The sequence below is a fragment of the Pseudomonas sp. S30_BP2TU TE3576 genome (assembly GCF_050436025.1).
Lineage (GTDB): Bacteria > Pseudomonadota > Gammaproteobacteria > Pseudomonadales > Pseudomonadaceae > Aquipseudomonas.
Genome location: NZ_JBNDLK010000001.1, coordinates 4609746 through 4636233 on the forward strand (window position 1 = coordinate 4609746; position 26488 = coordinate 4636233).

Sequence of the window (26488 nt, forward strand, 5' to 3'; positions counted from 1 at the left end):
TTCTTCGCGAGCAAGCCCGCTCCCACATTGGATTTGTATACGACGCAGCCCCCCTGTGGGAGCGGGCTTGCTCGCGAAGGCGTTAGAAGATTCAACACATCCCTCAAGATAAATGTCACAGCCTGGTGACATAACCCACCCCCTTCGTTACAAGCCGACCTTCGTCCGTTGTTTAGACTGCCCCTCAGTCATAACAACAAAAAAGGTACGCCATGGACACCTTCCAACCGGCCTTCAGCAGTTGGCTGAACTCGCCTGCCCATCAGCAATGGCTCGCCGCCGAAGGCTTGCGCCTGCTGGCGTTCGCCAAGGCTTCGAAGCTGCCTGAAGGCTTCGGCAACCTCGATGAAAAGGGTCGCCTCCCGGCTGATGCGCAAGCCTGGACCATGAACACCGCGCGCATGACCCACAGCTTCGCCATGGCCCATATTCAAGGCTTGCCGGGTTTCGCCGAGCTGGTCGATCACGGTGTTGCGGCCCTGCGCGGGCCACTGCGTGATGCGCTGCATGGCGGCTGGTTCGCAGCCGCCGAACATCGCGATGGCAACACCGACAAGAACGCCTACCTGCATGCCTTCGTCGCGCTGGCCGCCAGTTCTGCGGTGGTCGCGCAGCGTCCCGGTGCACAAGCCTTGCTTGATGATGCGATCGACATCATCGACACCCGTTTCTGGAGCGAAGAAGAAGGGGCGATGCGCGAGTCCTTCAATCGCGACTTCAGTTGCGAAGAAGCCTATCGCGGCGCCAACAGCAACATGCACGCTACCGAAGCCTTCCTCGCCCTGGCCGATGTTACCGATGACAACCGCTGGTTGTGCCGCGCCCAGCGCATCGTGGAACGCGTGATCCATGGCCATGCCGCCGCCAACGACTACCTGGTGATCGAGCATTTCGACCGCACCTGGCAGCCACTGCGTGACTACAACCACGACAATCCGGCCGACGGCTTCCGCCCTTACGGCACCACCCCGGGCCACGGTTTCGAGTGGGCGCGGCTGTTGCTGCACCTCGAAGCTTCGCGGGTGAAAGCCGGGATGCTCACGCCGGGTTGGCTGGTTACCGACGCGCAAAAACTCTTCGAGCACAACTGCCGTTACGGCTGGAACATTGATGGCGCACCGGGGATGGTCTACACCCTCGATTGGGACAACAAAGCGGTGGTCCGTCACCGCCTGCACTGGACCCATTGCGAGGCCAGCGCCGCCGCGAGTGCCTTGCTCAAGCGCACCGGGGACGTGCAGTACGAACACTGGTACCGGCTGTTCTGGGAATTCTGTGACCGTCATTTCATCGACCGCGAAGGCGGCAGCTGGCATCACGAACTCGACCCGCTGAACCGCCCGAGTGCCGATATCTGGCCCGGCAAACCTGACCTTTACCACGCCTGGCAAGCCGTGCTGATTCCGCGCCTGCCCCTGGCACCGAGCATGGCCAGTGCACTGGCGCAGCTGTCCCAGAGCGGTTCTATGTAACCATGCGGTGACATACGCGCATCCCTTCGTTACCTGCGAGGGGATATCTCCTGTTTAAAATCCTATGCAGCGCAAGCAACAGACTTGCATGCATAACAACAAGAAAGGTGCTCCTAGATGAATGCGATTTCTCGCCTCGCTACTGTCATTTCTCTCGCTTCCCTGTCTGCGCTCCCCCTCAGTGTCCTGGCCGCCGAATCCAAAGGTTCCGTTGAAGTCGTTCACTGGTGGACTTCCGGTGGTGAAAAAGCAGCGGTCGATGTCCTGAAGGCTCAAGTCGAAAAAGACGGCTTCACCTGGAAGGACGGTGCAGTCGCCGGTGGTGGCGGTTCCACGGCCATGACCGTACTCAAGAGTCGCGCCGTTGCCGGCAACCCGCCGGGCGTTGCACAGATCAAGGGTCCGGATATCCAGGAGTGGGGCAGCACTGGCCTGCTCAGCACCGACGCGTTGAAAGACGTTTCCAAGGCGGAAAACTGGGATGGCCTGCTGTCGAAAAAAGTTTCCGACACGGTGAAGTACGAAGGTGACTATGTCGCTGTGCCGGTGAACATCCACCGCGTCAACTGGCTGTGGATCAACCCGCAAGTGTTCAAGAAAGCCGGGATCGAAAAAGCCCCGACAACCCTCGAAGAATTCTATGCCGCCGGCGACAAGCTCAAGGCCGCAGGCTTCATCGCGCTCGCCCACGGTGGCCAGCCTTGGCAGGACAGCACCGTGTTTGAAGACGTGGTGCTCTCGGTCATGGGCGCTGACGGTTACAAAAAAGCCCTGGTCGACCTGGACCAGAAAACCCTGTCCGGCCCGCAGATGACCCAGTCGTTCGCCGAGCTGAAAAAGATCACCGGCTACATGGACCCGAACCGTGCCGGTCGTGACTGGAACATCGCCGCCGCCGACGTCATCAATGGCAAGGCCGGCATGCAGATGATGGGTGACTGGGCGAAAAGCGAGTGGACTGCGGCGAAGAAAGTCGCCGGCAAAGACTACCAGTGCGTGGCGTTCCCGGGCACTGAAAAAGCCTTCACCTACAACATCGACTCCCTGGCGGTGTTCAAGCTCAAGGCCGATCGCAAGGGTGACATCGCTGCCCAGCAAGACCTGGCCAAGGTCGCATTGGGTACCGACTTCCAGAAAGTCTTCAGCATGAACAAGGGCTCGATCCCGGTGCGTAACGACATGCTGAACGAAATGGACAAGCTCGGCTTCGACGAGTGCGCCCAGAAGTCGGCGAAGGACTTCATCGCGGACGACAAGACCGGCGGCCTGCAACCGAGCATGGCGCACAACATGGCCACGTCCCTGGCCGTGCAGGGCGCGATCTTCGACGTGGTCACCAACTTCATGAACGACAAGGATGCTGACCCGGCCAAGGCCAGCGCCCAACTGGCATCGGCTGTCAAAGCGGCCCAGTAATCCCTGACACAGCCTGACCCAATGTGGGAGCGGGCTTGCTCGCGAATGCGGACTGACATTCAACATTAATGTCGACTGACACACCGCTTTCGCGAGCAAGCCCGCTCCCACAAGGGATCACCGTGTCGATTCATTTCTCTAAACCTGGATAATCCCGATGAGCTCTGTGGCGATTTTCAGCAAAGCCTCACCGTTCGATGCCCTGCAACGCTGGCTACCCAAGTTGGTACTCGCGCCGAGCATGCTGATCGTGTTGGTAGGTTTCTACGGTTACATCATCTGGACGTTCATTCTGTCCTTCACCAATTCCAGCTTCATGCCGAGCTACAAGTGGGTCGGCCTGCAGCAATACATGCGCCTGATGGACAACGACCGCTGGTGGGTCGCGAGCAAGAACCTCGCGGTGTTCGGCGGCATGTTCATCGGCATCAGCCTGGTGCTGGGCGTGTTCCTCGCCGTGCTGCTGGACCAGCGCATTCGCAAGGAAGGCTTCATCCGCACCATCTACCTGTACCCGATGGCGCTGTCGATGATCGTCACCGGTACCGCATGGAAATGGCTGCTCAACCCCGGCCTGGGCCTGGACAAGATGCTGCGTGACTGGGGCTGGGAAGGCTTTCGTCTCGACTGGCTGGTGGATCAGGATCGCGTCGTCTACTGCCTGGTGATCGCCGCCGTGTGGCAAGCCTCCGGGTTTGTCATGGCGATGTTCCTCGCCGGCCTGCGCGGTGTCGATCAATCGATCATCCGTGCCGCGCAAGTCGATGGCGCGAGCCTGCCGACCATCTACCTGAAGATCGTCCTGCCGAGCCTGCGCCCGGTGTTCTTCAGTGCCTTCATGATCCTGGCGCACATCGCGATCAAGAGCTTCGACCTGGTCGCGGCGATGACCGCGGGCGGTCCGGGTTACTCCTCCGACCTGCCGGCGATGTTCATGTATTCCTTCACTTTCAGCCGTGGCCAGATGGGCATTGGTTCGGCCAGCGCCATGCTGATGCTCGGCGCCGTGCTGACCATCCTCGTGCCGTACCTGTACTCCGAGCTGCGAGGCAAACGCCATGACTAATCAACTCGGAAAATCGGGCATCAGTTTCAGCCGCATCGCGATCTACGCCACCTTGCTGTTGGCAGCGGCGGTGTACCTGATCCCGTTGGTGGTGATGCTGCTGACCAGCTTCAAGTCCCCGGAAGACATCCGCACCGGCAACCTGTTGAGCTGGCCGACCGTGATCGATGGCATCGGCTGGATCAAGGCCTGGGACGTGGTTGGCGGCTACTTCTGGAACTCGGTGAAGATCACCGTGCCGGCGGTTCTGATTTCTACCTTTATCGGCGCAATGAACGGCTACGTACTGTCGATGTGGCGCTTCCGGGGTTCGCAACTGTTCTTCGGCCTGTTGCTGTTCGGCTGCTTCCTGCCGTTCCAGACCGTGTTGCTGCCAGCCTCGTTCACCCTCGGCAAGTTCGGCCTGGCCAACACCACCACCGGCCTGGTGCTGGTGCACGTGGTCTACGGCCTGGCGTTCACCACGTTGTTCTTCCGCAACTACTACGTGAGCATTCCGGATGCGCTGGTCAAGGCCGCAAGGCTCGATGGCGCGGGCTTCTTCACGATCTTCCTGAAGATCCTGCTGCCGATGTCGATCCCGATCGTGATGGTCTGCCTGATCTGGCAGTTCACCCAGATCTGGAATGACTTCCTGTTCGGCGTGGTCTTCGCCAGTGGCGACGCCCAGCCAATTACCGTGGCCCTGAACAACCTGGTCAACACCAGCACCGGGGCCAAGGAATACAACGTTGATATGGCCGCCGCGATGATCGCCGGGCTGCCGACACTGCTGGTCTACATATTCGCTGGCAAGTATTTCCTGCGTGGGCTGACGTCCGGCGCGGTCAAGGGGTAGAAAAATGGCAACTCTCGAATTACGCAACGTCAACAAGACCTACGGCCCCGGCCTGCCGGACACCCTGAAAAACATCGAACTGAAAATCGATGACGGTGAGTTCCTGATCCTGGTCGGCCCGTCGGGCTGCGGCAAGTCGACCTTGATGAACTGCATCGCCGGCCTGGAAACCATCAGCGGCGGCGCAATCCTGGTGGACGATGCCGACATCAGCGGCATGAGCCCCAAGGATCGCGACATCGCCATGGTGTTCCAGTCCTACGCGCTGTACCCGACCATGAGCGTGCGCGACAACATCGCCTTCGGCCTGAAGATTCGCAAAATGCCGACGGCCGAAATCGACGAAGAAGTCGCTCGGGTTTCCAAGCTGTTGCAGATCGAACACCTGCTCAGTCGCAAGCCTGGCCAGCTCTCCGGTGGCCAGCAGCAACGTGTGGCGATGGGCCGTGCACTGGCGCGGCGGCCGAAGATTTATCTGTTCGACGAACCACTGTCCAACCTCGACGCCAAGCTGCGGGTCGAGATGCGCACCGAAATGAAACTGATGCACCAGCGCCTGAAAACCACCACGGTCTACGTGACCCACGACCAGATCGAAGCCATGACCCTGGGCGACAAGGTGGCGGTGATGAAGGACGGGATCATCCAGCAGTTCGGTACGCCGAAAGACATCTACAACAACCCGGCCAACCTGTTCGTGGCGAGCTTCATCGGCTCGCCGCCCATGAACTTCATCCCGCTGCGTCTGCAGCGCAAGGACGGTCGCCTGCTGGCGCTGCTCGACAGCGGCCAGGCCCGTTGCGAATTGCCGCTGGGCATGCAGGACGCCGGTCTTGAAGACCGCGAAGTGATCCTCGGCATGCGCCCTGAACAGATCATTCTGGCCAACGGCGAAGCGAATGGTTTGCCGACCATTCGTGCCGAAGTCCAGGTCACCGAACCGACCGGACCGGACACCCTGGTCTTCGTCAACCTCAACGAGACCAAGGTCTGCTGCCGCCTGGCACCGGACGTGGCGCCGGCGGTGGGCGAGACCCTGACCCTGCAATTCGATCCGGCGAAAGTGCTGTTGTTCGATGCCAAGAGTGGCGAGCGACTGGGGGTTGCCGGCCTGCCGAAAACCGAGGTGCACGCTGATAACGTCGCACAGTTCAAAGGTAGATAGAGATCAATGTGGGAGCGAGCTTGCTCGCGATAGCGGACTGACATTCAACATCGTTGTCACCTGATACACCGCCATCGCGAGCAAGCTCGCTCCCACAGGGGGGATTCGCAATGCGCGGCCTGTCGCGCATTGCACCGGATGTAACCGCGTTAAAAAAAAGAAAAGTTAATAACAATAAAACGAGGATGTAGGGATGAAGATGAAGAACAAGGCCCGGTTGATCTGCCAAGTGTCAGCAGCGGCAGCACTGGTTCTGGCCGGCAATGCGATGGCCGATGAAGCGTTCAGCTCCGATTCAAAGTGGATGACGGGCGACTGGGGTGGCGAGCGTACCAAGCTGATCGAGCAAGGCATCGACATCAAGATGGACTACGTCGGTGAAGTGGGGGCCAACCTCCATGGCGGCTTTAACGACGACAAGACCGCGCGCTACGCCGACCAGTTCGGCCTGGGCGCGGCGCTGGACCTGGAAAAACTGTTCGGCTGGGACAACACCCAGGCCAAGATCCAGCTCACCAACCGTAACGGTGAGAACATCTCCAACGACCGTATCGGCGACCCGCGTGCCGGCACCCTGAGTTCTTCCCAGGAAGTCTTCGGTCGTGGCCATATGGTGCGTCTGACCCAGTTGTGGATTCAGCACCAGTTCTTCGACAACAAACTGGACGTCAAGGCCGGTTACTTCGGTGAAGGTGAAGACTTCAACACCTTCCCGTGCGAATTCCAGAACCTGGCGTTCTGCGGATCCCAAGTGGGTAACTGGGCCACCAATGTCTGGTTCAACTGGCCGGTCAGCCAGGCGGCGATCCGCGTGAAGTACCACATCAACGACGAGCTCTACGCCCAGATTGGCGCGTACAACCAGAACCCGTCGCAACTGGAGCACGGAAACGGCTTCAAGCTCAGCGGCAGCGGTACAGCTGGCACCGTTTTGCCGGTCGAGCTGGTCTGGTCGCCGAAGGTCAACAGCCTGCCGGGCGAATACCGTGTCGGTTACTACAAAAGCACAGCCCCTGCTGATGACGTTCTCAAGGACGACAACGGTCAGGACGCAGCGACCACCGGTAACGCTTTCCGCGTCCACGATAGCAAGCACGGCTACTGGTTCGTCGCGCAGCAGCAACTCACCAGCCACAATGGCGATGCCTCTCGCGGCCTGAATATCGCCGCCAACGCCACCTTCCACGACAAGGACACTAACGTCGTCGACAACTACCAGTCGCTGATGTTTGTGTACAAGGGGCCTTTCGATGCGCGTCCGAAAGATGACGTGGGCATCGGTTTCGCCCGTATCCATGTCAACGATGACGTGAAGAAAAACGCTGAGCTGACTAACGCAGCCAACGGTGTTTCGGACTACAACAATCCGCTGTTCTCACCCATTCGTGAAACCGAATACAACTACGAGCTCAACTATGGTTTCCACGTAACCAACTGGCTGACCGTGCGTCCCAACCTGCAATACATCACACACCCGGGTGGAGTGGATCAAGTCGACAACGCGCTGGTGGCGGGCCTGAAAATTCAGTCGGTGTTCTGACGCGTCTGCGATAAGCTTCTCTCCATGTGCGCATATTTGCGGACAGCCATGGCTGTCCGCTTTTTTTTGCGGGCCGCGCACCCCGGTGACAGATGATTTTCAGGATCGTGGCACATGCTTGAGCATCCGCTACAACGCTTCTTCAAATCCTTGCGCGAGCGTTCCGTATTCGCGTGGGAGCGCTATCAGATGCGCGACGTGCTGGTGATCGATCATCCGCTGTGTCAGGCGGTGTTCAGTCGTCAGGGGGCGCAGTTGTTGCACTTCCAGCCCAAGGGACAAAAGCCTTGGCTGTGGTGCGCGGCGAAGTGGCCACAGGTCGGTGCCATTCGCGGTGGCGTGCCGGTGTGTTGGCCGTGGTATGGCCGGCATCCGAGCGAAAACGCCTGGCCGTCCCATGGCTGGGCCCGGTTGCTCGACTGGAAACTGCTCGACAGCCGCAGTGACGATGATGGCGTGCGTTTACACTGGCAACTGAAGTTGTGCGACTGGCAGGTGGACTTGCGCGCGCACCTGGGGGAGCGCATGGAATTGCGCCTGAGCACCGAGCATCAGGATGACATGCCGTGCCAGTTGAGCCAGGCTTTGCATGCTTACTGGCGTATTGGCGATGTCAGTGAGATAGCGCTATCTGGACTCGAAGGTGCGCAGGGTTACGACCAGTTGAGCCGGCAGGTTTGTCAGCAGGAAGGCGAATTACGCGTGGATGGCGGTTGTCAGCGGGTGTTCCAGCACGACGGTGAATTACAACTCAATGACCATGCCTGGCAGCGGGCGTTGTGCATCGATACGGGTGAAACAGCCGAAACGGTGGTTTGGCATCCCGGTTCACGTCCGCTACTCGGCGTGACCTGGAACGAGATATCCGAATTCGTTTGCGTAGAGGCAGCAAGCGGCGGCACCGACAGCCTGTGCCTTGCACCTGGGGAGCGGGCGCATTTGAGTTTGCAGGCGCGGGTGGGGGGTAATTCAGGATTTGCGGTGTCTTGACTGGCCCCTTCGCGAGCAAGCCCGCTCCCACAGGGGGAATGCATTCCAAATGTGGGAGCGAGCTTGCTCGCGAAGGCGTCCTTTCAAGCAATAAAGATTCAGGATCGGTCAGTTGAACTCGTCACCTACCGGATACCGGCTCGCATTCAAGCTCTCCTTGATCTTGCGCAAGTGCGGCTGGAAATCCACGCCCCGGCGCAACGTCATGCCGGTGGCGAGCACGTCCAGCACGGTCAACTGAATGATCCGCGAAGTCATCGGCATGTAGATGTCGGTGTCCTCCGGCAGCGGAATGTTCAGGCTCAGGGTGCTGGCCTTGGCCAGTGGCGAGTTCTCGGCGGTCAGGCCAAGGACCGAGGCACCGTTTTCCCGGGCGATACGCGCCACTTCCACCAGTTCGCGGGTGCGGCCGGTGTAGGAAATGATCACGAACAGCTCGCCGGTGTGTGCCACCGAAGCAATCATGCGCTGCATCAGCACGTCGGCGTGGGCGGTGACGGCGAGGTTGAAACGGAAAAACTTGTGCTGCGCGTCCAGTGCCACCGGGGCCGAGGCGCCGAGGCCGAAGAAGTGGATCTGCCGCGCCTGGATCAACAGGTCGACAGCGCGGCTGATCAGGTTCGGGTCCAGGGCCTGGCAGGCGCTGTCCAGCGAGGCGATGGCGCTGCCGAAGATCTTCTGGGTATAGGCTTCAGGGTTGTCGTCGGCTTCCACCGCGCGGCTGACATACGCGGCGCCACTGGCCAGGCTTTGTGCCAATTGCAGTTTGAGCTCGGGGTAACCGCTGACGCCGAACGAACGGCAGAAACGGTTGACCGTCGGTTCACTGACCGACGCAGCCTGGGCGAGGGCGGCGATACTGAACCGGGTGGCCTGCTGCGGGTTGAGCAGGATCACCTCGGCGACTTTGCGTTCGGCCTTGTTCAGCTCTTCAAGGCGACTCTGGATTTGTTCCAGTAAATTTCGCACGCGGTCCATATGGGATTCCTTGATTCACCGGCGCCGATAAGCGCGCGGCTAATGCAAAAAGGGCCTTTGGTGAGGCCCGTAACGGTGGCCTATCCTACTGATGGCTCCGATCGACCACCACTCGGAATCTATATTTTGCGAAAATGTTGTGGTTATTACTACATTTTCCCTTGAGTGATGCCTTAAAAAAAGGTATTTGTAGCTTAACTTGATAAAAGAACAAACATCATGCTCTCGATTACGGTTGAACCGTGCACCTTTGCCTTATTCGGCGCCCTTGGCGATCTGGCCTTGCGCAAGCTGTTTCCTGCCCTTTATCAACTCGACGGTGCAGGCCTCTTGCACGAGGACACGCGCATCATCGCGCTGGCCCGTGAGGCTGGCAGCGCGCAGGAACACCTGGCGTTCATCACCTCCGAGCTGCGCCGCTATGTCGGTGCCAAAGAGCTGGACGAAACGGTGGTCGAGCGTTTTCTGGCGCGCCTGAGCTACCTGCACGTCGACTTCCTCAAAACCGAAGATTATGTGGCCCTGGCCGAAGCCTGCGGCAGTGCGCAGCGCGTCATCGCCTACTTTGCCACTCCGGCAGCAGTCTACGGTGCGATCTGCGAGAACCTGGCCAAGGTCGGCCTGGCGGAAAACACCCGTGTGGTGCTTGAGAAACCCATCGGTTCGGACCTGGAGTCCTCGCGCAAGGTCAACGACGCCGTGGCGCAATTCTTCCCGGAGAACCGCACCTACCGCATCGACCATTATCTGGGCAAGGAAACCGTCCAGAACCTGATCGCCCTGCGTTTCGCCAACAGCCTGTTCGAAACCCAGTGGAACCAGAATTACATCTCCCACGTGGAAATCACCGTGGCCGAGAAGGTCGGTATCGAAGGCCGCTGGGGTTACTTCGACAAGGCCGGCCAGCTGCGGGACATGATCCAGAATCACCTGCTGCAACTGCTCTGCCTGATCGCCATGGACCCACCGGCCGACCTGTCCGCCGACAGCATCCGCGACGAAAAGGTCAAAGTGCTCAAGGCCCTGGCGCCGATCAGCCCGGAAGGCCTGACCACGCAAGTAGTGCGCGGCCAGTACATCGCCGGCTACAGCGAAGGCAAAGCGGTACCGGGGTACCTGGAAGAGCCCAACTCCAACACCCAGAGCGATACCGAAACCTTCGTCGCCCTGCGTGCCGACATCCGCAACTGGCGCTGGGCCGGCGTGCCGTTTTACCTGCGTACCGGCAAGCGCATGCCGCAGAAGCTGTCGCAGATCGTCATCCACTTCAAGGAACCGTCGCACTACATCTTCGCTCCCGAGCAGCGCCTGCAAATCAGCAACAAGCTGATTATCCGCCTGCAACCGGACGAAGGCATTTCCTTGCGTGTAATGACCAAAGACCAAGGCCTGGACAAAGGCATGCAGCTGCGCAGCGGTCCGTTGCAGCTGAATTTTTCCGACACCTGGAGCAGTGCACGAATTCCCGATGCCTACGAGCGATTGTTGCTGGAAGTGATGCGCGGCAATCAGAACCTGTTTGTCCGTAAAGATGAAATCGAAGCCGCGTGGAAGTGGTGTGACCAGTTGATCGCCGGGTGGAAAAAATCCGGTGATGCGCCCAAGCCTTATGCAGCCGGGTCCTGGGGACCGATGAGTTCCATTGCTCTGATCACGCGGGACGGGAGGTCGTGGTATGGCGATATCTGATTTGAAACTGCCGCAGGGCGTCAGCGCCCATGCGTTCAAGAGCCCGGTGCTGCTGGCTGAAAGCCTGGCACTGGGCGTGGCGAAAAAACTCAGCGACGCGATCGACGCCCAGGGCACTGCGACCCTGGTGGTCTCCGGTGGTCGCAGCCCGGTGGCGTTTTTCCAGCACCTGGCCAGGCAGACACTGGACTGGTCGAGCGTGGTGATCAGCCTGGCCGATGAGCGCTGGGTGCCGGTCGAACACGCCGACAGCAACGCCGGCCTGATCAAGCGTTACCTGTTGCAAGGTCCGGCGGCCAAGGCGCAGTTCCTGAGCCTGTACAGCGCCAGTGCCAACCTTGAACAGGCGGCCGAGCAGGCCGACCGCTTGCTGTCCGAGCTGCCGGTGATCGACGTCCTGGTGCTTGGCATGGGCGATGACGGCCACACCGCGTCGTTGTTCCCCAACAGCCCGAACCTTGCCGAGGCATTGCAGGCCGACGGTGTCCGTCGTTGCTGGCCGATGCTGGCGCCGACCGTACCGCATCAGCGCCTGACCATGAGCCGCGCATTGCTGGCCTCGGCCAAGCACAAGGTTCTGTCGATTTCCGGTCAGTCCAAGTTGACCACTCTGAGTACCGCACTGGCGGGTGACGATGTCGCCGCAATGCCGGTGCGCGCATTTCTGCAACCTACGTTAGAGATTTACTGGTGCCCATGAGCCAAGGAACAGCCGCTATGACAAACCCATCCCCGACCGTTTCCATGGCGGACAAAGTTGCCCTGATCGACAGCCTCTGCGCAAAAGCGCGGATTCTTCCGGTGATCACCATCGCCCGCGAGCAGGACATTCTGCCGCTGGCTGACGCCCTCGCGGCCGGTGGCCTGACGGCCCTGGAAGTGACCCTGCGTTCGCAATTCGGCCTCAAGGCGATCCAGATTCTGCGCGAGCAGCGCCCGGAGCTGGTGACCGGTGCCGGCACTGTGCTTGATCGCCAGATGCTGGCGGCGGCGGAAGCGGCGGGCTCGCAGTTCATCGTTACACCAGGCATCACCCGTGACCTGCTCGAAGCCAGCGTCGCCAGCCCGATTCCACTGTTGCCGGGTATCAGCAATGCCTCGGGCATCATGGAGGGCTACGGCCTGGGTTACCGTCGCTTCAAGCTGTTCCCGGCGGAAGTCAGCGGCGGCGTCGCGGCCATCAAGGCGTTGGGCGGCCCGTTCGGCGAAGTGAAATTCTGCCCGACCGGCGGCGTTGGCCCGGCCAATATCAAGAGCTACATGGCATTGAAAAACGTCATGTGCGTGGGCGGTAGCTGGATGCTTGATCCGGAGTGGATCAAGAACGGCGACTGGGCCCGCATTCAGGAATGCACCGCCGAGGCCCTGGCGCTGCTGGACTGATCGCTTCACCCGACACTTCGTTGTGTGTTCTACGGCTTTACGGTGCGCTTGGTCGGCGCACCGTTTTTTTTTGCCTGAAGAAAGTTGCCTGGATCGACTCATCCCCCCCTGTGGGAGCGAGCTTGCTCGCGAAGAGGGAGTGTGAGTCGACATCAACGTTACCTGACACGCCGCATTCGCGAGCAAGCCCGCTCCCACACAAAAAAGACATCATGCGATACATAGTTACCGCATACCGAAAGTCGACCGGTGCTAGCCTGCGTTCATCTTATGGAAGAGAGAACGTCATGGAAGACAACACCTTCGCAGTCCCCTCAGCACCGGTTTACCTGCTGTCCCCCGAACAGATTGCCGGCCCGTATTTCCGCAATCCGAAACTGATCCGCAGAAACATCAGCGAAGGTGCCGATGGCATTCCGTTGGTGCTGCGGCTGACCATTGTCGATGCCATGACCGGTGAGCCGGTCCCCGATGCGCTGGTGGACATCTGGCATTGCAATGCGCGGGGCGCCTATTCCGGCTGGAGCAAGAAAAACCCGGATGTCGAGGTCGGTACCGGTGACATTGGCGCAGTCCCGCGAACCGATGACGATACCTACCTGCGCGGCGGGCAGTTCACCGACAAGTCGGGCATCGTGCGCTTCACCACGATCTATCCGGGTTTTTACGCCGGCCGCGCCTTGCACATTCACGTCGCCGTGCGCATCACGGCCGGCAACAATTATCTGCAAGAGCGGCATGTCGCCTGGGTCGGGCAGCTTTACCTGCCTGAGGTGGTCTCGCGCTCGGTACTTTGCACCCCACCGTACAGCGGTCGAGCCGTGCCGGCACGGACCAACGATCAGGACTTTTTTTATACAACCATGGGCGGTGAAGAATCGACCTTGAACGTGCATACCCTGGGGCGGGATTCGGCTGAAGACGGATACTTCGGGCAGATGACCATCGGCATCGACACGTTCGCCGTGTCGTCACAGATCAAGCCCGAGGACTTCGACAAGTACACCGTCTGACGTCAGCCCAGTTCGGTCAGTGCCCTGGTCAGCGTATCCATGTCGTCCGCCGTGGTGGTAAGCCCCGGTGTGATGCGGATGCACGTTCCGCACGCCGCGCCACTGCGCGTCACGGTAAATAGGTTGTACTCATTGAGCAGGCGCTCGACCATGACTTGCTGGTCGGCATGACGGGTAAAGCGCATCGAAGTGATGCCGCAATACAGGCGCGGGTCATCCGGGGTCAGGACTTCGACGCCCGGCAACTGCCGCGCCGCACCGGCCCAGCGGTTGCGCAGATAATTAAGTCGCGCTCCTTTGGCCGCGGCACCGCCCATCGCCCAATGTTCTTCGAGCACCAGCGGCAGGGTCAGCAGTGCCGGGATGTTGGGGGTGCTGTACGAGGTGCGGGCGCGAATGTCAGTGGGCGGAAAATGCATCTCGCCCATGTCCGGGTCGATATCGGCCAGGCGTTCGGGGGCGATGTAGATGAAGCCGAGCGTCAGCGGCGCGCCAATCCACTTGTGCAGGTTGTAGCCAGCGAAGGCGATACCGAGCCCGGTCAGGTCGAATTCGAGCTGGCCGAGGGCATGGGCGCCGTCGAGGATGACATCAATGCCATGTTCTTTCGCGGCAGCTGCAATTGCCTGCACCGGCATCACCAGGCCCGTGCGATGGGTGACGTGGGTCAGCGCCATCAGCTTCAGCCGAGGATGCCGTGCGAAGGCTTCTCGATAGGTATTGAGCAGGCTGTCGAAGGTTGCCGGGTGCGCGTGTTCGACTTCGATCACTTCAACGCCGCGATGACGCGCCAGCCAGCGCATGGCGCCTTTGACCGTGTCGTATTCCAGGTCGCAGAACAGCACTTGGTCGCCGGGCTGGAGCCGGTTGTAGTTGCGGATCAGCGACTGCAAACCTTCCGATGCGTTGCGGGTGAGGGCGATGCTGTCGCCGGGGACGCCTATAAGCCTTGCCAGCTCTGCGCGGATCTTCAGGCTGTCGCCCTGCTCGAAGCGCTGGCGCACGTAGACCGAGTTGCTGCGGTTGATCAGCTCGATGTTGCGCTGGTATTCCTCGACCACCGTGCGTGACATGCGTCCGAAGTAACCGTTCTCCAGGTTGAGCGGGCCGGGTTCTACATCGTAACGGTCGGCAAAGGTTTGCCAGAAGGCTTCATCACGGGCGCGGCGGGTGTTGTCGGGCATGGGTTACTCGGTAGGTGATTCAGTGGCGCGGGGCAGGTTTGCCGTGTTTGGCGCGTAGCGGTTCGAGCAAGTCCGACAAACCGTTGTGATCGATTTCCTGCATCAGGGCCAGCAGGCCGCCCAACTCACCATGGGGGAAACCCTCCCGGGCGAACCAGTTCAGGTAAAGGCCGGGCAGGTCGGCAATGATTCGACCCTTGTATTTGCCAAAGGGCATTTCGCGGGTGATCAGCAGTTCGAGCTTTTCAGGATTCATCGATCGGTCGTCTTGATTCAGTCAGTCTGGAAAATACAGGCATTCTGCATGCAGGCCAAATGACAGATCATGCAAATAAAACGGATACAGATTTATTGAGAATTTATAACTGTTTGAAAAATAACGAATAGATAAACAGTTCCACGCTGGCATGCAGGGTGCAACGGTCATTGCACCTTTCATCCACCGCAAGGAGTTGAAAAATGACCGATATGAACAAAGAAGCGATTTCTGTACTCAACGACCTGATTGAAACCAGCAAGGACGGTCAGGCCGGGTTCAAGACTTGTGCTGAAGACATCAAGCACCCTGAACTCAAAAGCCTGTTTATCAAGCGTTCGGCTGATTGTGGTGCGGCCGCTGAGCAATTGCAGTCTGCCGTGCGTTCGATGGGGGGCGATCCGCAAACCTCCACCAGTGTCAGCGGCGACCTGCACCGTCGTTGGGTCGACGTGAAGTCGATGCTCACCGGCAAGGGCGAGGAGTCCGTACTCAATGAAGCCGAGCGTGGTGAGGACCATGCATTGAAGGCTTACCGCGACGCCATGGAGAAAATCAACAAGCACAACCTGGTGGGCATTCGTGACCTGGTTGAGCGTCAGTACCACGGCGTGCAGCGTAATCACGATCAGGTAAAAGCCCTGCGTAACCAGGCGCGTGCACGCTCGTAATCCAGACTGAAACAATTGTGGGAGCGGGCTTGCTCGCGAAAGCGATCTGCCAGTCACCATTAAGAGTGACTGACACGCCGCCTTCGCGAGCAAGCCCGCTCCCACATGGTTTGTTTTTTGCCCCGCGTTGATCAACCGATGCTGATGGCTGGCAGTTCGGTCAAAGTCACGCTCTGTTGCTTGCGTGGCGCGAGGATTTCAGCCTCGCCGTCCACCACCAGCTCATCGCGCTGGTTGAACACGCGAGTGGCAATGCGCACGCGAAACTTCGGCAGTTTTTCCAGAATTTCCAGGCGCACGGTCAGGGTGTCGCCGATCTTTACCGGCTTCTGAAAGCTCATTTGCTGGCCGATGTAGATGGTGCCCGGTCCAGGCAATTCGCAGGCGACCGCCGCGCTGATCAACGCGCCGCTGAACATGCCGTGGGCGATGCGTTCCTTGAACATGGTGCTGGCGGCGTATTCGGCGTCCAGGTGCACCGGGTTGTGATCGCCGGACATCGCGGCGAACAACTGGATGTCGCGCTCTTCGACGGTCTTGCTGAAACTGGCGGTCTGGCCGACTTCGAGGGCTTCGTAAGGGGTGTTGGTAACCTGGGTCATCTGTCTCAATTCCTGTGACGAATTAAAAAATTCACAAAAAACTATTCGGATCGGTGCGGCCGAGGGGCGCTCAAGGCTTGTGCGATCCAGTTCAGCACATTGGCGATGACTTCATCGCGGTTGCTCTCGTTGAACAGTTCGTGCCGCGCCTGCGGGTAAACGGTCAATTGCAGGTGCTGGTTGCCGGCTGCTCGCAGCGCGTCGGCCAGATCCTTCAGACGTTTGCCTTCGCTCACCGGATCACATTCACCACCAATCACCAGCAGTGGCAGGCCCGGATCGATCTGCGCGAGATTGGACGCTTTGCTGATTTGCTGCAACCCGCCGAGCAGATCGATCCACAGTTGATTGGTGCAGCGAAAGCCGCAGAGTGGGTCGTTGACATACAGATCGACCTGCGCCGGGTCGCGGCTGAGCCAGTCGAACGGCGTGCGGGCCGGTTTGAATTTGTTGTTGAACGAGCCGAACGACAGCCATTCGATCAATGCGCTTCGTCCTTTGCCGCCCTGGCGCAGGCGTTCGAAACGGGCGATCTGCCGTGCCGCGCGATAAAGCGCCACTGGCTGGAAGTTCGAGCCACTGAGGATTGCCCCGTGCAGGCTGGCACTGTGGTGCAGCAGATAGGCCTGGACGATGTAACTGCCCATGCTGTGGCCGAGCAGCAAGATCGGTACGCCAGGGTACTGCTGGCCGATGTGCTGGTTGAGGCACGCCAGGTCGCTGACGACCTTGCACCAGCCGTCGTCATCGGCGAAATGCCCGAGGGTCCCGTTTTCGGCAGTTTTGCCATGTCCACGCAGGTCTGGCGCGCACACCCCATAGCCCTGATCACAGAGTTTTTCCGCAAGGGCGCCATAGCGACCGCTGTGTTCGGCCATGCCGTGGGCCAGCAGAATCATTGCCTTGAGGCTGCCCTCGGGAAGCCACTGGTTGACGAAGAGGCGGCTGTGGTCGCTCGTGGTCAGCCAGAAAGTGTCATGGATCATGGCGGTTCCTTTGCACTGAGTCGTTGCATTGTATAGCGCATCCCGTTGCACGCGTCTGATCAGCCCGCAGCAAGGCAGGTAGATTCACACGATCAATGACGGCTTTTGGCATATTTGCCTGAATCGCCATAGCTGCTAGTGTCCGTGAAGCTCCGCTTTTCGCTTTCTGCCTTTGAGGGATCAGAGAGAAATGACAGAAAAGTGGCCCCGGATAGATTCAGGTAAAGAGGACAAGAACAATGCAACCTGATTTCTGGAATGACAAACGCCCGGCCGGCGTCCCCCTGAATATCGACCTTGGGGCCTACAAGTCGGTGATCGAGGTGTTCGAGCGTTCCTGCAAGAAGTTTGCTGACCGCCCCGCGTTCAGCAACATGGGCATCACCCTGACCTACGCCGAGCTGGAACGCCACAGCGCCGCCTTCGCCGGTTACCTGCAAGCCCACACCGACCTGGTGCCGGGGGACCGCATCGCGGTGCAGATGCCCAACGTCCTGCATTACCCGATTGCCGTGTTCGGCGCCTTGCGCGCCGGGCTGATCGTGGTCAACACCAACCCGCTGTACACCGCGCGGGAAATGCGTCATCAGTTCAAGGACTCCGGCGCCCGGGCGCTGGTGTACCTGAACGTGTTCGGGCAGAAAGTCCAGGAAGTGCTGCCCGACACCGATATCCAGTACCTGATCGAAACGAAGATGGGCGACCTGATGCCCGCCGCCAAGGGTTGGCTGGTCAACACTGTGGTGAGCAAGGTCAAGAAAATGGTCCCGGACTATTCCTTGCCCCAGGCTGTTTCCTTCAAGAGCGCGCTGCGCATGGGCCGGGGCCTGGGAATCAAGCCGCTGAACGTCGGCCTCGACGACATCGCCGTGCTGCAATACACCGGCGGCACCACCGGTCTGGCCAAGGGCGCGATGCTGACTCACGGCAACCTGGTGGCGAACATGCAGCAAGCGCGGGCTTGTCTCAGTCAGCATGGAAGTGACGGCCAGCCGTTGTTGCGCGAAGGGCAGGAGGTGATGATCGCGCCGCTGCCGCTGTACCACATCTATGCCTTCACCGCGAACTGCATGTGCATGATGGTGACGGGCAACCACAACGTGCTGATCACCAATCCGCGGGACATCGGCGGCTTCATCAAGGAACTGAAGAACTGGCGCTTCTCGGCGCTGCTGGGGCTCAACACGCTGTTCGTCGCGCTGATGGATCACCCGGATTTCAAGACCCTGGATTTCTCCAGCCTCAAGCTCACCAACTCCGGCGGCACCGCGTTGGTCAAGGCCACCGCCGAGCGCTGGGAGCAATTGACCGGATGCCGCATCACCGAAGGTTACGGCCTGACCGAAACTTCGCCGGTGGCCTGTACCAACCCCTACGGCAACCGGTCGCGGATCGGCACGGTCGGCCTGCCGGTGCCGGGCACCACGCTGAAAGTCATCAGCGATGACGGTGTCGAACAACCACTGGGTGAGCGCGGCGAGTTGTGCATCAAAGGCCCGCAGATCATGAAGGGCTACTGGCAGAAGCCCGATGCCACGGCCGAGGTGCTGGATGCCGAGGGCTGGTTCAAGTCCGGTGACATTGCCGTGATCGACCCGGACGGTTTCGTGCGCATCGTTGACCGCAAGAAGGACATGATCATTGTCTCGGGCTTCAACGTGTACCCGAACGAGATCGAAGACGTGGTGATGGCTCACCCGAAAGTCGCCAACTGTGCGGTCATCGGTGTGCCCGACGAGCGGTCGGGGGAGGCGGTGAAGCTGTTCGTGGTGGCCCGTGAAGCGGGCATCAGCCTTGAAGAGTTGAAGGCTTACTGCAAGGAGAACTTCACCGCGTACAAAGTGCCGAAGCACATCGTGCTGCGTGAGTCGTTGCCAATGACACCGGTGGGCAAGATCCTGCGGCGGGAGTTGCGTGATATCGCCTGATCGGTGAATGGCCGCGCTTCGCGCGGTTCGCGGGCAAGCCCGCTCCCACAGAGTTCGTGTCGTACACAATGGATGTGAACGATGCGAATCCTGTGGGAGCGGGCTTGCCCGCGAAGCTTTTCGGCGGACGCTAAAGCCCCGGTTTTCGTGGGTTTCAGAGCCTTATAGGTTTTTTGCTCTAAAATGACTGCTTATAAGTCTTGAGTCACAAAAGTGACCGTAGAGGCCGTTTTTGGCTCTAGTCGACCCTTGGCAAAGCTGCTACTCTCGGCGCGCTTTGTGACTTCTCGGCCTTCTATCAGCCAGATTCACCAATGGCCAAACACCAATAATAATCGCATCAAATGCGGTGCTGAATTCGCGTTGCTGAGGAGTGGGCTTCCATGATCGAAGACTTTTGGAAGGATAAGTACCCAGCTGGGATTGCTGCCGACATCAATCCAGACGAGTATCCGAATATTCAGGCAGTGTTGAAGCAATCCTGCCAACGCTTCGCCAACAAGCCGGCATTCAGCAACCTGGGCAAGACACTCACCTACGGTGAGCTGTACGAATTGTCCGGTGCGTTTGCCGCTTACCTGCAACAGCATACCGATTTGCAGCCAGGCGATCGAATCGCCGTGCAACTGCCCAATGTGTTGCAGTACCCGGTTGCCGTCTTCGGCGCCATCCGCGCCGGGTTGATCGTGGTCAACACCAACCCGCTGTACACCGCACGGGAAATGGAACACCAGTTCAACGACTCCGGTGCCAAAGCCCTGGTCTGCCTGGCCAACATGGCGCACCTGGCGGAAACCGTGGTGCCGAAAACCGGCGTCAAGCACGTGATCGTCACCGAAGTCGCCGACCTGCTGCCGCCGCTCAAGCGCCTGCTGATCAACAGCGTCATCAAGTACGTGAAGAAGATGGTGCCGGCCTATCACTTGCCAAAAGCCGTCAAGTTCAACGACGTGCTGAGCAAAGGCCTGGGCCAGCCAGTGGCGGAAGCCAATCCGGCCAGCAGCGATGTCGCGGTGCTGCAATACACCGGCGGCACCACCGGTGTGGCCAAGGGCGCGATGCTGACCCACCGCAACCTGGTGGCGAACATGCTGCAGTGCAAGGCGCTGATGGGGTCCAACCTCAATGAAGGTTGCGAAATCCTGATCACACCGCTGCCGCTGTACCACATCTATGCGTTCACTTTTCACTGCATGGCGATGATGCTGATCGGCAACCACAACATCCTGATCAGTAACCCGCGTGACCTGCCGGCGATGGTCAAGGAACTGTCGAAGTGGAAGTTCAGTGGTTTCGTCGGCCTGAACACGCTGTTCGTGGCCCTGTGCAACAACGAAGGCTTCCGCAAGCTGGACTTCTCCGCGCTGAAAGTCACCTTGTCGGGCGGTATGGCCCTGCAACTGGCGGCGGCCGAACGCTGGAAAGCGGTGACCGGTTGCGCCATCTGCGAAGGCTACGGCATGACCGAAACCAGCCCGGTGGCCACGGTCAACCCGATCCAGAACATCCAGATCGGCACCATCGGCATTCCGGTGCCGTCGACCCTGTGCAAAATCATCAACGATGCCGGTGTCGAACAACCGATGGGCGAAATCGGCGAACTGTGCGTGAAGGGCCCGCAAGTCATGAAGGGTTACTGGCAGCGCCAGGAAGCCACCGATGAAATCCTCGACAGCGAAGGCTGGTTGAAGACCGGTGACATCGCGCTGATCCAGCCTGACGGCTACATGCGCATTGTCGATCGCAAGAAAGACATGATTCTGGTGTCCGGTTTCAACGTCTACCCGAACGAACTCGAAGATGTGCTGGCCACTCTGCCGGGCGTGCTGCAATGCGCGGCCATCGGTGTACCGGACGAGAAGTCGGGCGAGGCGATCAAGATTTTCATCGTTGCCAAGCCGGGCGTGACCCTGACCAAGGAACAGGTGATGGAGCACATGCGCGCCAACGTCACCGGCTACAAGGTCCCGCGTTCGGTGGAATTCCGCGATGCACTGCCGACCACCAACGTCGGCAAGATCCTGCGTCGTGAATTGCGCGATGAGGAGCTGAAGAAGATCAACGCAAAGAAAGCCACCGCGTAATCAACAAAAAGCCCCGCAGATGCGGGGCTTTTTGTTTGTCTGTAAGCTCAGTGGTGCCTGTCAGACCGCTTTCGCGAGCAAGCCCGCTCCCACGTTTAACCGGGTTCCTTCAGAAGGAATGCGATCAAATGTGGGAGCGGGCTTGCTCGCGAAGCTTTTGCTTTTATTGGCGAAACGGCGCGAAGTTGACGTTGGTGCCCGCCGGGCGCATGTCTTGCAGGTACGAGTCCTTGTCGGCGCTCAATTCCAGGCTCAGGGCGGCTTTGCGTTTGCCCTGGTTGCGCACCACCAGGCCTTCGAGCTTCTCGCGCAGGAACACGGTCGGCACTTTCAGGTGCAGCAGTTCGTCGGTGTCCGGCGTGTGCATCAGCAGGTGAATCCACTCGTACTGACCCACGGCCAGGCGCGCTACCGGGATGTCGAACCACCAGATGTTGCGGTTGCGGTTCAATTCGGTGAAGTGGCAGTTGTTGACGCCAAGCACAGCACCGCCGAGTTCCTGGTTTCTGCGGGCAATGGCCTGCTTTTTATCGAGTTTCATAACGTTCCTACGGGATTGGATCTTCAGCGCCGTGGCCTGAATGTGTTGCGCATTCTCAGGGGTTGCCGGGCAAACATAAAGCGCAACCTGCACTGAACGATGAAATGTCGTGGTGAAAATAAATGAAACGCCCTGCAAAAGCCCCCGGTCAACCTTGTGTAACGACTTTCCTCCATTGAAATGTCTTTAATGAAAAGAAGAAGCGGCCATCTTCAAATGGCCGTTTTTGTGTCAGCCTGAACTTGCACACTGAAATTGTTTCAAAGTCGCCAAGTGGGCTACCTTGATGAAGAAAACGGCCCCTGAGTCGCCACGACTTCAACCCAAATGCGTATGCGGCGAATGGAGACGCTAATGATTTTTCCGGACATGAGAGGCTTGCCCCTGCACCGTGTGATGATGCGCACGGTCACCGAGTTCATCGCCGACGAAATGTCGACCTATGCCTCGGCGCTCGCCTATCAAATGCTGTTTTCACTGTTTCCGTTCATTCTGTTTCTGATCGCCCTGATCGGCTTCCTGCATCTGCCCGATTTCTTCTCCTGGCTGCGCCTGCAATCGGAACTTGTATTGCCGCCCCAGGCACTGGAGCAGGTCAACCCGGTGATCGACCAGTTGCAGCAATCCAAAGGCGGCTTGCTGTCAGTGGGTATCGTGATTGCGCTGTATACCGCCTCCGCCGGTGTGCGGCTGATGATGAGCGCGATGAATGCTGCCTACGACGTGGTTGAAGGGCGCCCGCTGTGGAAACGCTTTCCGTTGTCGATCATCTACACCTTCGGCATTGCCGGCATGCTGCTGATCGCTGCCGCGCTGATGGTGCTCGGGCCGCAGGTGATGGAGTGGATCGCCGCGCAAGTCGGCCTTGAGTACTTCATCGTCACGCTCTGGACCATCGCGCGCTGGCCGGTGATCGTGATTCTGCTGATGGTGGCGGTGGCGTTGATCTACTACGTCATGCCTGACGTCAAACAGGAGTTTCGCTTCATCACCCCAGGCTCTGTGCTGGCGGTGGTGGTGTGGATCATCGCGTCCCTGGGCTTCGGCTTGTACGTCAAGGAGTTCGCCAACTACAACGCCATGTATGGCAGTATCGGTGCGATCATTGTGCTATTGCTGTACTTCTACATTTCCGCCGCCGTGCTGCTGCTCGGCGCGGAGATGAATGCGGTGATCGAGCACATGTCGCGAGACGGCAAGGACCCTGGCGAAAAAGTGGCTGGCGAGCATGGTCCCGTCCATGAGGAAAAACACCACGTGTCGGGACTGGGCCGCGATCACTCACACAAACCGACCATTGACGAAACCTGATCATGATTCGTGAAATTCTGAAAATGGGCGATGAGCGCCTGCTGCGCGTTGCCCCGCCAGTGCCGGCCGAGATGTTCGACAGCCCCGAGCTGTGGCAACTGATCGATGACATGTTCCAGACCATGGAAAGTGTGGGGGGCGTTGGCCTGGCGGCTCCGCAGATCGGTGTCGACCTGCAACTGGTGATCTTCGGTTTCGAGCACAGCGAGCGTTATCCGGATGCCGAGGCCGTGCCGCAGACGATCCTGATCAACCCGTTGATCACACCGTTGAGCCCGACCCTGGAAGAGGGTTTCGAAGGCTGTTTGTCTGTGCCCGGCCTGCGCGGCGCGGTGCAGCGTTACCAGCAGATTCGCTACGAAGGCGTCGACCCCAAGGGTGAACCCATCGTGCGTATTGCTTCGGGGTTTCACGCACGGGTGGTGCAGCATGAGTGCGATCACCTGATCGGCCGCTTGTACCCGTCGCGCATTACCGACTTCAGCAAGTTCGGCTTCACCGAAGTGATGTTCCCGGATCTGGACCCCAACGCCGACGATTAAAGCCACCGCAAAACCCTGTGGGAGCGGGCTTGCTCGCGAAAGCGGTGTGTCAGTCTCCATCAGTTTTGACTGTTAAACCGCTTTCGCGAGCAAGCCCGCTCCCACATTGGATCTCCATCAGGTTTTATTGAGTCAGTTGGCTTGGCTCCAACCCCATCGCAATCATCGGCTTGCTGCGGGCATACCGGCTCAACCGTTCAACCATCGCGTAAGGCATCGGCGGATCGAAAGTAAACCCGCGCCGCTCATAAAACCCCCGCAAGTCCGGATGACAGAACAACCACACCGGCAGTTTGCAATCCTTCACCGCGGCCGCTATCAACCCGGCGGCAAGCCCTTGTTCGCGACACCCCGGATCGACAAACAATCCGGTCAGCCAATGCCCGCCGGACACCGGACGCAAACACAGCGCGGCAACTATCTGGTCACGCCGGGCCACCCACAGCTGCGCGTCCCGCACGGCTTTCATCGACGATTGGTGAGCGCGGTAGAATTTGTTCATCAATGGCCATAACGGCTCGTCGAGCAGGGTGAATTGGGTATCGGGCATGGTCTCGGACAGTCGGTGTGCAAAGCGGGCGATTATAAAAGAACGCACGCGCCGGGATAGGTGTATACCTGATCTCACATCCCCATGAGTGGAGTACGCATCATGTCCAAAGGTCTGGATTCAAAGAAAGCAGACAAGAAAAAGCCGGCGAAAACCGCTATCGAAAAGCGCGCCGACAAGAAAGCCAAAAAGGTCAATGTGTTCGGGCATTGAGCCTGCGTTGACCGATCGCTCCCGCGCAATGCGGGAGCGATCACATTGAAAATAATCTGCAAGAAATCCGGGCGTCGTTGCACAGAAGAGGATTGGTCCCCGATCCGAGCAATGCCATGCCTCACTATTTCGATGCAGCCCACCGAGAAGAAATCGAAACCCTGCGCCAACGCGTCACTGCCCGCACCGAGTGGCCGACCTGGTTGCTGTTGATGGGCGTGTACAGCGCGTGGTTCGCCCTTGTTCTGGCCAGTGATTCATTGGGTCTGTGGTTGAGCACGTTGTTGCTGATTCCCGTGGTGGTGTTGTGGCTGTCGGTGCAGCACGAACTGCTGCACGGTCATCCGACCCGCTGGCCGCTGTTGAACAAAATCCTCGGCTACGCACCGTTTGCCGTCTGGTATCCCTACACCTTGTATCGCGACAGCCATTTGCTGCATCACCGCGATGAAGACCTGACCATCCCCGGTCGCGATCCGGAAAGCCGTTACCTGAATGCCGAGCAGTGGCAGGGCAGTTCGTTGTTCGAACAAGGCCTGCACTGGTTGAACAAAACCGTGCTCGGGCGCTTTCTGCTCGGTGCGCCAATCGCCTTGCTGACGCTGGCCCGGGAGGAACTGCAACGCCTGAAAAGCGGCGAGCGCCAGGCCTGGTTGATGTGGCTCAGCCATGGCGCCTTGACCCTGTCGATGCTGCTGTTCATCGCGCGCTACAGCGTGTTGCCGGTGTGGCATTACCTGTTGCTGGTCAGCGTACCGGCGCTGTCGATTGCGATGATTCGCTCCTACTATGAACATCGACCTCATGCGGCGCCGGAGCAGCGTACCGTGCTCAATGAAGCGGCCTGGCCGTGGCGCTGGCTGTTCCTCAACCTCAATCTGCATTTGGTGCACCACGATTTGCCGGGGCTGCCCTGGTACGACTTGCCCCGCGCCTATCGGGCCCGCCGCGAGCAATGGCTGGCGCGCAGTGGTGGATTTTTGGTGCAGGGTTATGGCCAGTTGTGGCGTGAGTATGGGGTGAGGGCGATCGACAGTCCGCGGCATCCGTTTCACTGATTTTTTGCCACACGCCTTCCCCCCCTGTGGGAGCGGGCTTGCTCGCGAAGGCGTCGTCTCTGCCAGCATCAATGTTGAATGACACACCGCATTCGCGAGCAAGCCCGCTCCCACAGGGAACACTGTCGTATTGGAATATCCTGATGCCTCAACACATCGCCGAACTACTGATGTACGTCGCCCCCGAGCCTATCCGCCAGGCCAACGAGCGCTGGCTGGCGCGAATCCTCGGGCACCTGGGCGACTCCCGTCGTAATGCTGCAGGCCTGTCACTGCCGGACCTGTGGCTGTCGCCGCACTTGCTGCTCACACAAACCTGCGGTTATCCGCTGATGACGGCATTGCGCGGCAAGGTCCGTGTGCTGGGCCGCCCTCGATATGAGCTTTCGGACAGTAGCGGAGGCAATCATTGCAGCCTGATTCTGGGGCGTATTGATGATGCACGGCGAACCCTGGCGGATTTTCGCGGCAGCCGAGGCGTGATCAATAGCCATGACTCCAACAGCGGCATGAACCTGCTGCGCCACCGGTTGGCGCCGTTGCAACGTGAGGGGCAGTTTTTTGTTCAGGTTGGCATCAGCGGTAGTCATCGCGAAAGCCTGCGCTGGTTGCGCGAAGGCCTTGCTGATCTGGCGGCCATCGACAGCGTGACATTTGCCTGTCTGGCCCGATACGCCGAGGAGGAAGTGGCCGGTTTGCGCGTGATTGCTCGCAGTGCATTGAGTCCGACGTTGCCCTACATCACGGCAGCCACCGTCAGCGATCAGCAGGCTGAAGCGCTATTGCAGGCGATGAATCAGGCATTGTGCGAATTGCCTGACGTCGCCGAAATCCTCGGGTTGCCAGAGGTACTGCCGGCTAGCGAAAGCGACTATCAGGTTGTGCTCGATTATCAGCGTGAGGCCGAGATGCTGGGGTATGGAGATTTGCGATAGGGCGCAAATGTCGGGTCGACAGGTCCATTTTTCGCGGGCAAGCCACGCTCCCACAGGTACACCGAAACCCTGTGGGA

At 59.4% G+C, this 26488-nt stretch carries 25 protein-coding genes; 18 read left to right on the forward strand and 7 right to left on the reverse strand.

Annotation, left to right across the window (positions count from 1 at the left end; all coding sequences use genetic code 11):
• The first annotated feature begins 212 nt into the window (after window positions 1-212).
• The 7 genes from ABIA48_RS21030 (at window position 213) to ABIA48_RS21060 (ending at window position 8487) form a co-directional block, all read left to right on the forward strand.
• Window positions 213-1472 (forward strand): AGE family epimerase/isomerase, encoded by a 1260-nt coding sequence (locus tag ABIA48_RS21030; RefSeq protein WP_429491056.1) that lies wholly within the window; start codon window positions 213-215, stop codon window positions 1470-1472.
• Between the two features lie 117 nt (window positions 1473-1589).
• Window positions 1590-2888 carry an ABC transporter substrate-binding protein gene (locus ABIA48_RS21035; protein WP_429491058.1) on the forward strand — a complete coding sequence of 433 codons (1299 nt, stop codon included), beginning with the start codon at window positions 1590-1592 and terminating at the stop codon, window positions 2886-2888.
• Between the two features lie 157 nt (window positions 2889-3045).
• Window positions 3046-3954, forward strand: coding sequence for a carbohydrate ABC transporter permease (locus ABIA48_RS21040; RefSeq protein ID WP_007990327.1), 909 nt, complete (start codon window positions 3046-3048; stop codon window positions 3952-3954).
• Entirely contained in the window at window positions 3947-4792 is an 846-nt protein-coding gene (locus tag ABIA48_RS21045) for a carbohydrate ABC transporter permease (protein ID WP_007974434.1), read from the forward strand. Before ABIA48_RS21040 ends, ABIA48_RS21045 begins: the two co-directional genes overlap by 8 nt.
• Before the next feature lie 4 nt (window positions 4793-4796).
• The gene (locus ABIA48_RS21050) at window positions 4797-5957 is read left to right on the forward strand and encodes an ABC transporter ATP-binding protein (RefSeq protein WP_429491059.1); all 1161 of its coding nucleotides are present in this window, start codon (window positions 4797-4799) and stop codon (window positions 5955-5957) included.
• A 193-nt stretch (window positions 5958-6150) separates the two neighbouring features.
• Window positions 6151-7497 carry a carbohydrate porin gene (locus ABIA48_RS21055; protein ID WP_007990331.1) on the forward strand — a complete coding sequence of 449 codons (1347 nt, stop codon included), beginning with the start codon at window positions 6151-6153 and terminating at the stop codon, window positions 7495-7497.
• A 114-nt stretch (window positions 7498-7611) separates the two neighbouring features.
• On the forward strand, window positions 7612-8487 hold the full coding sequence (locus ABIA48_RS21060; protein WP_429491062.1) for a D-hexose-6-phosphate mutarotase: 876 nt from the start codon (window positions 7612-7614) through the stop codon (window positions 8485-8487).
• A 108-nt stretch (window positions 8488-8595) separates the two neighbouring features.
• Here ABIA48_RS21060 and ABIA48_RS21065 read toward each other — a convergent pair whose 3' ends face one another.
• The gene (locus tag ABIA48_RS21065; protein ID WP_169842436.1) at window positions 8596-9456 is read right to left on the reverse strand and encodes a MurR/RpiR family transcriptional regulator; all 861 of its coding nucleotides are present in this window, start codon (window positions 9454-9456) and stop codon (window positions 8596-8598) included.
• 228 nt (window positions 9457-9684) lie between these two features.
• Between ABIA48_RS21065 and zwf the strand changes: the two genes are divergently transcribed.
• From zwf to ABIA48_RS21085, 4 genes are all read left to right on the forward strand, one after another.
• The gene (gene zwf, locus ABIA48_RS21070) at window positions 9685-11154 is read left to right on the forward strand and encodes a glucose-6-phosphate dehydrogenase (RefSeq protein WP_429491063.1); all 1470 of its coding nucleotides are present in this window, start codon (window positions 9685-9687) and stop codon (window positions 11152-11154) included.
• On the forward strand, window positions 11141-11854 hold the full coding sequence (gene pgl, locus ABIA48_RS21075; protein ID WP_429491064.1) for a 6-phosphogluconolactonase: 714 nt from the start codon (window positions 11141-11143) through the stop codon (window positions 11852-11854). The genes zwf and pgl overlap by 14 nt, the downstream gene beginning before the upstream one ends.
• A 17-nt stretch (window positions 11855-11871) precedes the next feature.
• Window positions 11872-12537, forward strand: coding sequence for a bifunctional 4-hydroxy-2-oxoglutarate aldolase/2-dehydro-3-deoxy-phosphogluconate aldolase (locus ABIA48_RS21080; RefSeq protein ID WP_007990338.1), 666 nt, complete (start codon window positions 11872-11874; stop codon window positions 12535-12537).
• 287 nt (window positions 12538-12824) lie between these two features.
• On the forward strand, window positions 12825-13550 hold the full coding sequence (locus ABIA48_RS21085) for an intradiol ring-cleavage dioxygenase (protein ID WP_429491066.1): 726 nt from the start codon (window positions 12825-12827) through the stop codon (window positions 13548-13550).
• 2 nt (window positions 13551-13552) lie between these two features.
• Here the strand turns inward: ABIA48_RS21085 and ABIA48_RS21090 are convergent, their stop codons facing one another.
• Window positions 13553-14734: an aminotransferase class V-fold PLP-dependent enzyme gene (locus tag ABIA48_RS21090; protein ID WP_429491068.1), complete on the reverse strand. Its 1182-nt coding sequence runs from the start codon at window positions 14732-14734 to the stop codon at window positions 13553-13555.
• A 19-nt stretch (window positions 14735-14753) separates the two neighbouring features.
• Window positions 14754-14990 carry a DUF3820 family protein gene (locus tag ABIA48_RS21095; RefSeq protein ID WP_429491070.1) on the reverse strand — a complete coding sequence of 79 codons (237 nt, stop codon included), beginning with the start codon at window positions 14988-14990 and terminating at the stop codon, window positions 14754-14756.
• A 203-nt stretch (window positions 14991-15193) separates the two neighbouring features.
• On the opposite strand from ABIA48_RS21095, the gene ABIA48_RS21100 reads away from it, so the two are divergent.
• Window positions 15194-15661, forward strand: a complete 468-nt coding sequence (locus ABIA48_RS21100; RefSeq protein WP_429491071.1) for a ferritin-like domain-containing protein — start codon at window positions 15194-15196, stop codon at window positions 15659-15661.
• A 131-nt stretch (window positions 15662-15792) separates the two neighbouring features.
• Here the strand turns inward: ABIA48_RS21100 and ABIA48_RS21105 are convergent, their stop codons facing one another.
• Window positions 15793-16263 (reverse strand): MaoC family dehydratase, encoded by a 471-nt coding sequence (locus ABIA48_RS21105; protein WP_007974451.1) that lies wholly within the window; start codon window positions 16261-16263, stop codon window positions 15793-15795.
• A 41-nt stretch (window positions 16264-16304) separates the two neighbouring features.
• Complete coding sequence (locus ABIA48_RS21110) at window positions 16305-17249, reverse strand: lysophospholipase (RefSeq protein ID WP_429491073.1); 945 nt, start codon at window positions 17247-17249, stop codon at window positions 16305-16307.
• A 239-nt stretch (window positions 17250-17488) separates the two neighbouring features.
• Between ABIA48_RS21110 and fadD2 the strand changes: the two genes are divergently transcribed.
• Together fadD2 and fadD1 are read left to right on the forward strand one after the other, a co-directional pair.
• Entirely contained in the window at window positions 17489-19177 is a 1689-nt protein-coding gene (gene fadD2, locus ABIA48_RS21115) for a long-chain-fatty-acid--CoA ligase FadD2 (RefSeq protein ID WP_429491074.1), read from the forward strand.
• Between the two features lie 383 nt (window positions 19178-19560).
• Window positions 19561-21261, forward strand: a complete 1701-nt coding sequence (gene fadD1 / locus ABIA48_RS21120) for a long-chain-fatty-acid--CoA ligase FadD1 (RefSeq protein ID WP_310054423.1) — start codon at window positions 19561-19563, stop codon at window positions 21259-21261.
• Between the two features lie 163 nt (window positions 21262-21424).
• Here the strand turns inward: fadD1 and ABIA48_RS21125 are convergent, their stop codons facing one another.
• Window positions 21425-21802, reverse strand: a complete 378-nt coding sequence (locus tag ABIA48_RS21125; RefSeq protein WP_007990351.1) for a hypothetical protein — start codon at window positions 21800-21802, stop codon at window positions 21425-21427.
• Window positions 21803-22156: 354 nt separating this feature from the next.
• Between ABIA48_RS21125 and ABIA48_RS21130 the strand changes: the two genes are divergently transcribed.
• Window positions 22157-23113 carry a YihY/virulence factor BrkB family protein gene (locus tag ABIA48_RS21130; RefSeq protein WP_429491077.1) on the forward strand — a complete coding sequence of 319 codons (957 nt, stop codon included), beginning with the start codon at window positions 22157-22159 and terminating at the stop codon, window positions 23111-23113.
• A 2-nt stretch (window positions 23114-23115) separates the two neighbouring features.
• Entirely contained in the window at window positions 23116-23655 is a 540-nt protein-coding gene (def, locus tag ABIA48_RS21135) for a peptide deformylase (protein WP_007996171.1), read from the forward strand.
• Window positions 23656-23779: 124 nt separating this feature from the next.
• Here def and ABIA48_RS21140 read toward each other — a convergent pair whose 3' ends face one another.
• Complete coding sequence (locus ABIA48_RS21140; RefSeq protein WP_429491079.1) at window positions 23780-24205, reverse strand: GNAT family N-acetyltransferase; 426 nt, start codon at window positions 24203-24205, stop codon at window positions 23780-23782.
• Between the two features lie 329 nt (window positions 24206-24534).
• On the opposite strand from ABIA48_RS21140, the gene ABIA48_RS21145 reads away from it, so the two are divergent.
• The gene (locus tag ABIA48_RS21145; protein WP_429491081.1) at window positions 24535-25476 is read left to right on the forward strand and encodes a fatty acid desaturase; all 942 of its coding nucleotides are present in this window, start codon (window positions 24535-24537) and stop codon (window positions 25474-25476) included.
• Between the two features lie 71 nt (window positions 25477-25547).
• Window positions 25548-26411, forward strand: coding sequence for a phosphate/phosphite/phosphonate ABC transporter substrate-binding protein (locus ABIA48_RS21150; RefSeq protein WP_429491083.1), 864 nt, complete (start codon window positions 25548-25550; stop codon window positions 26409-26411).
• Window positions 26412-26488: the final 77 nt, after the last annotated feature.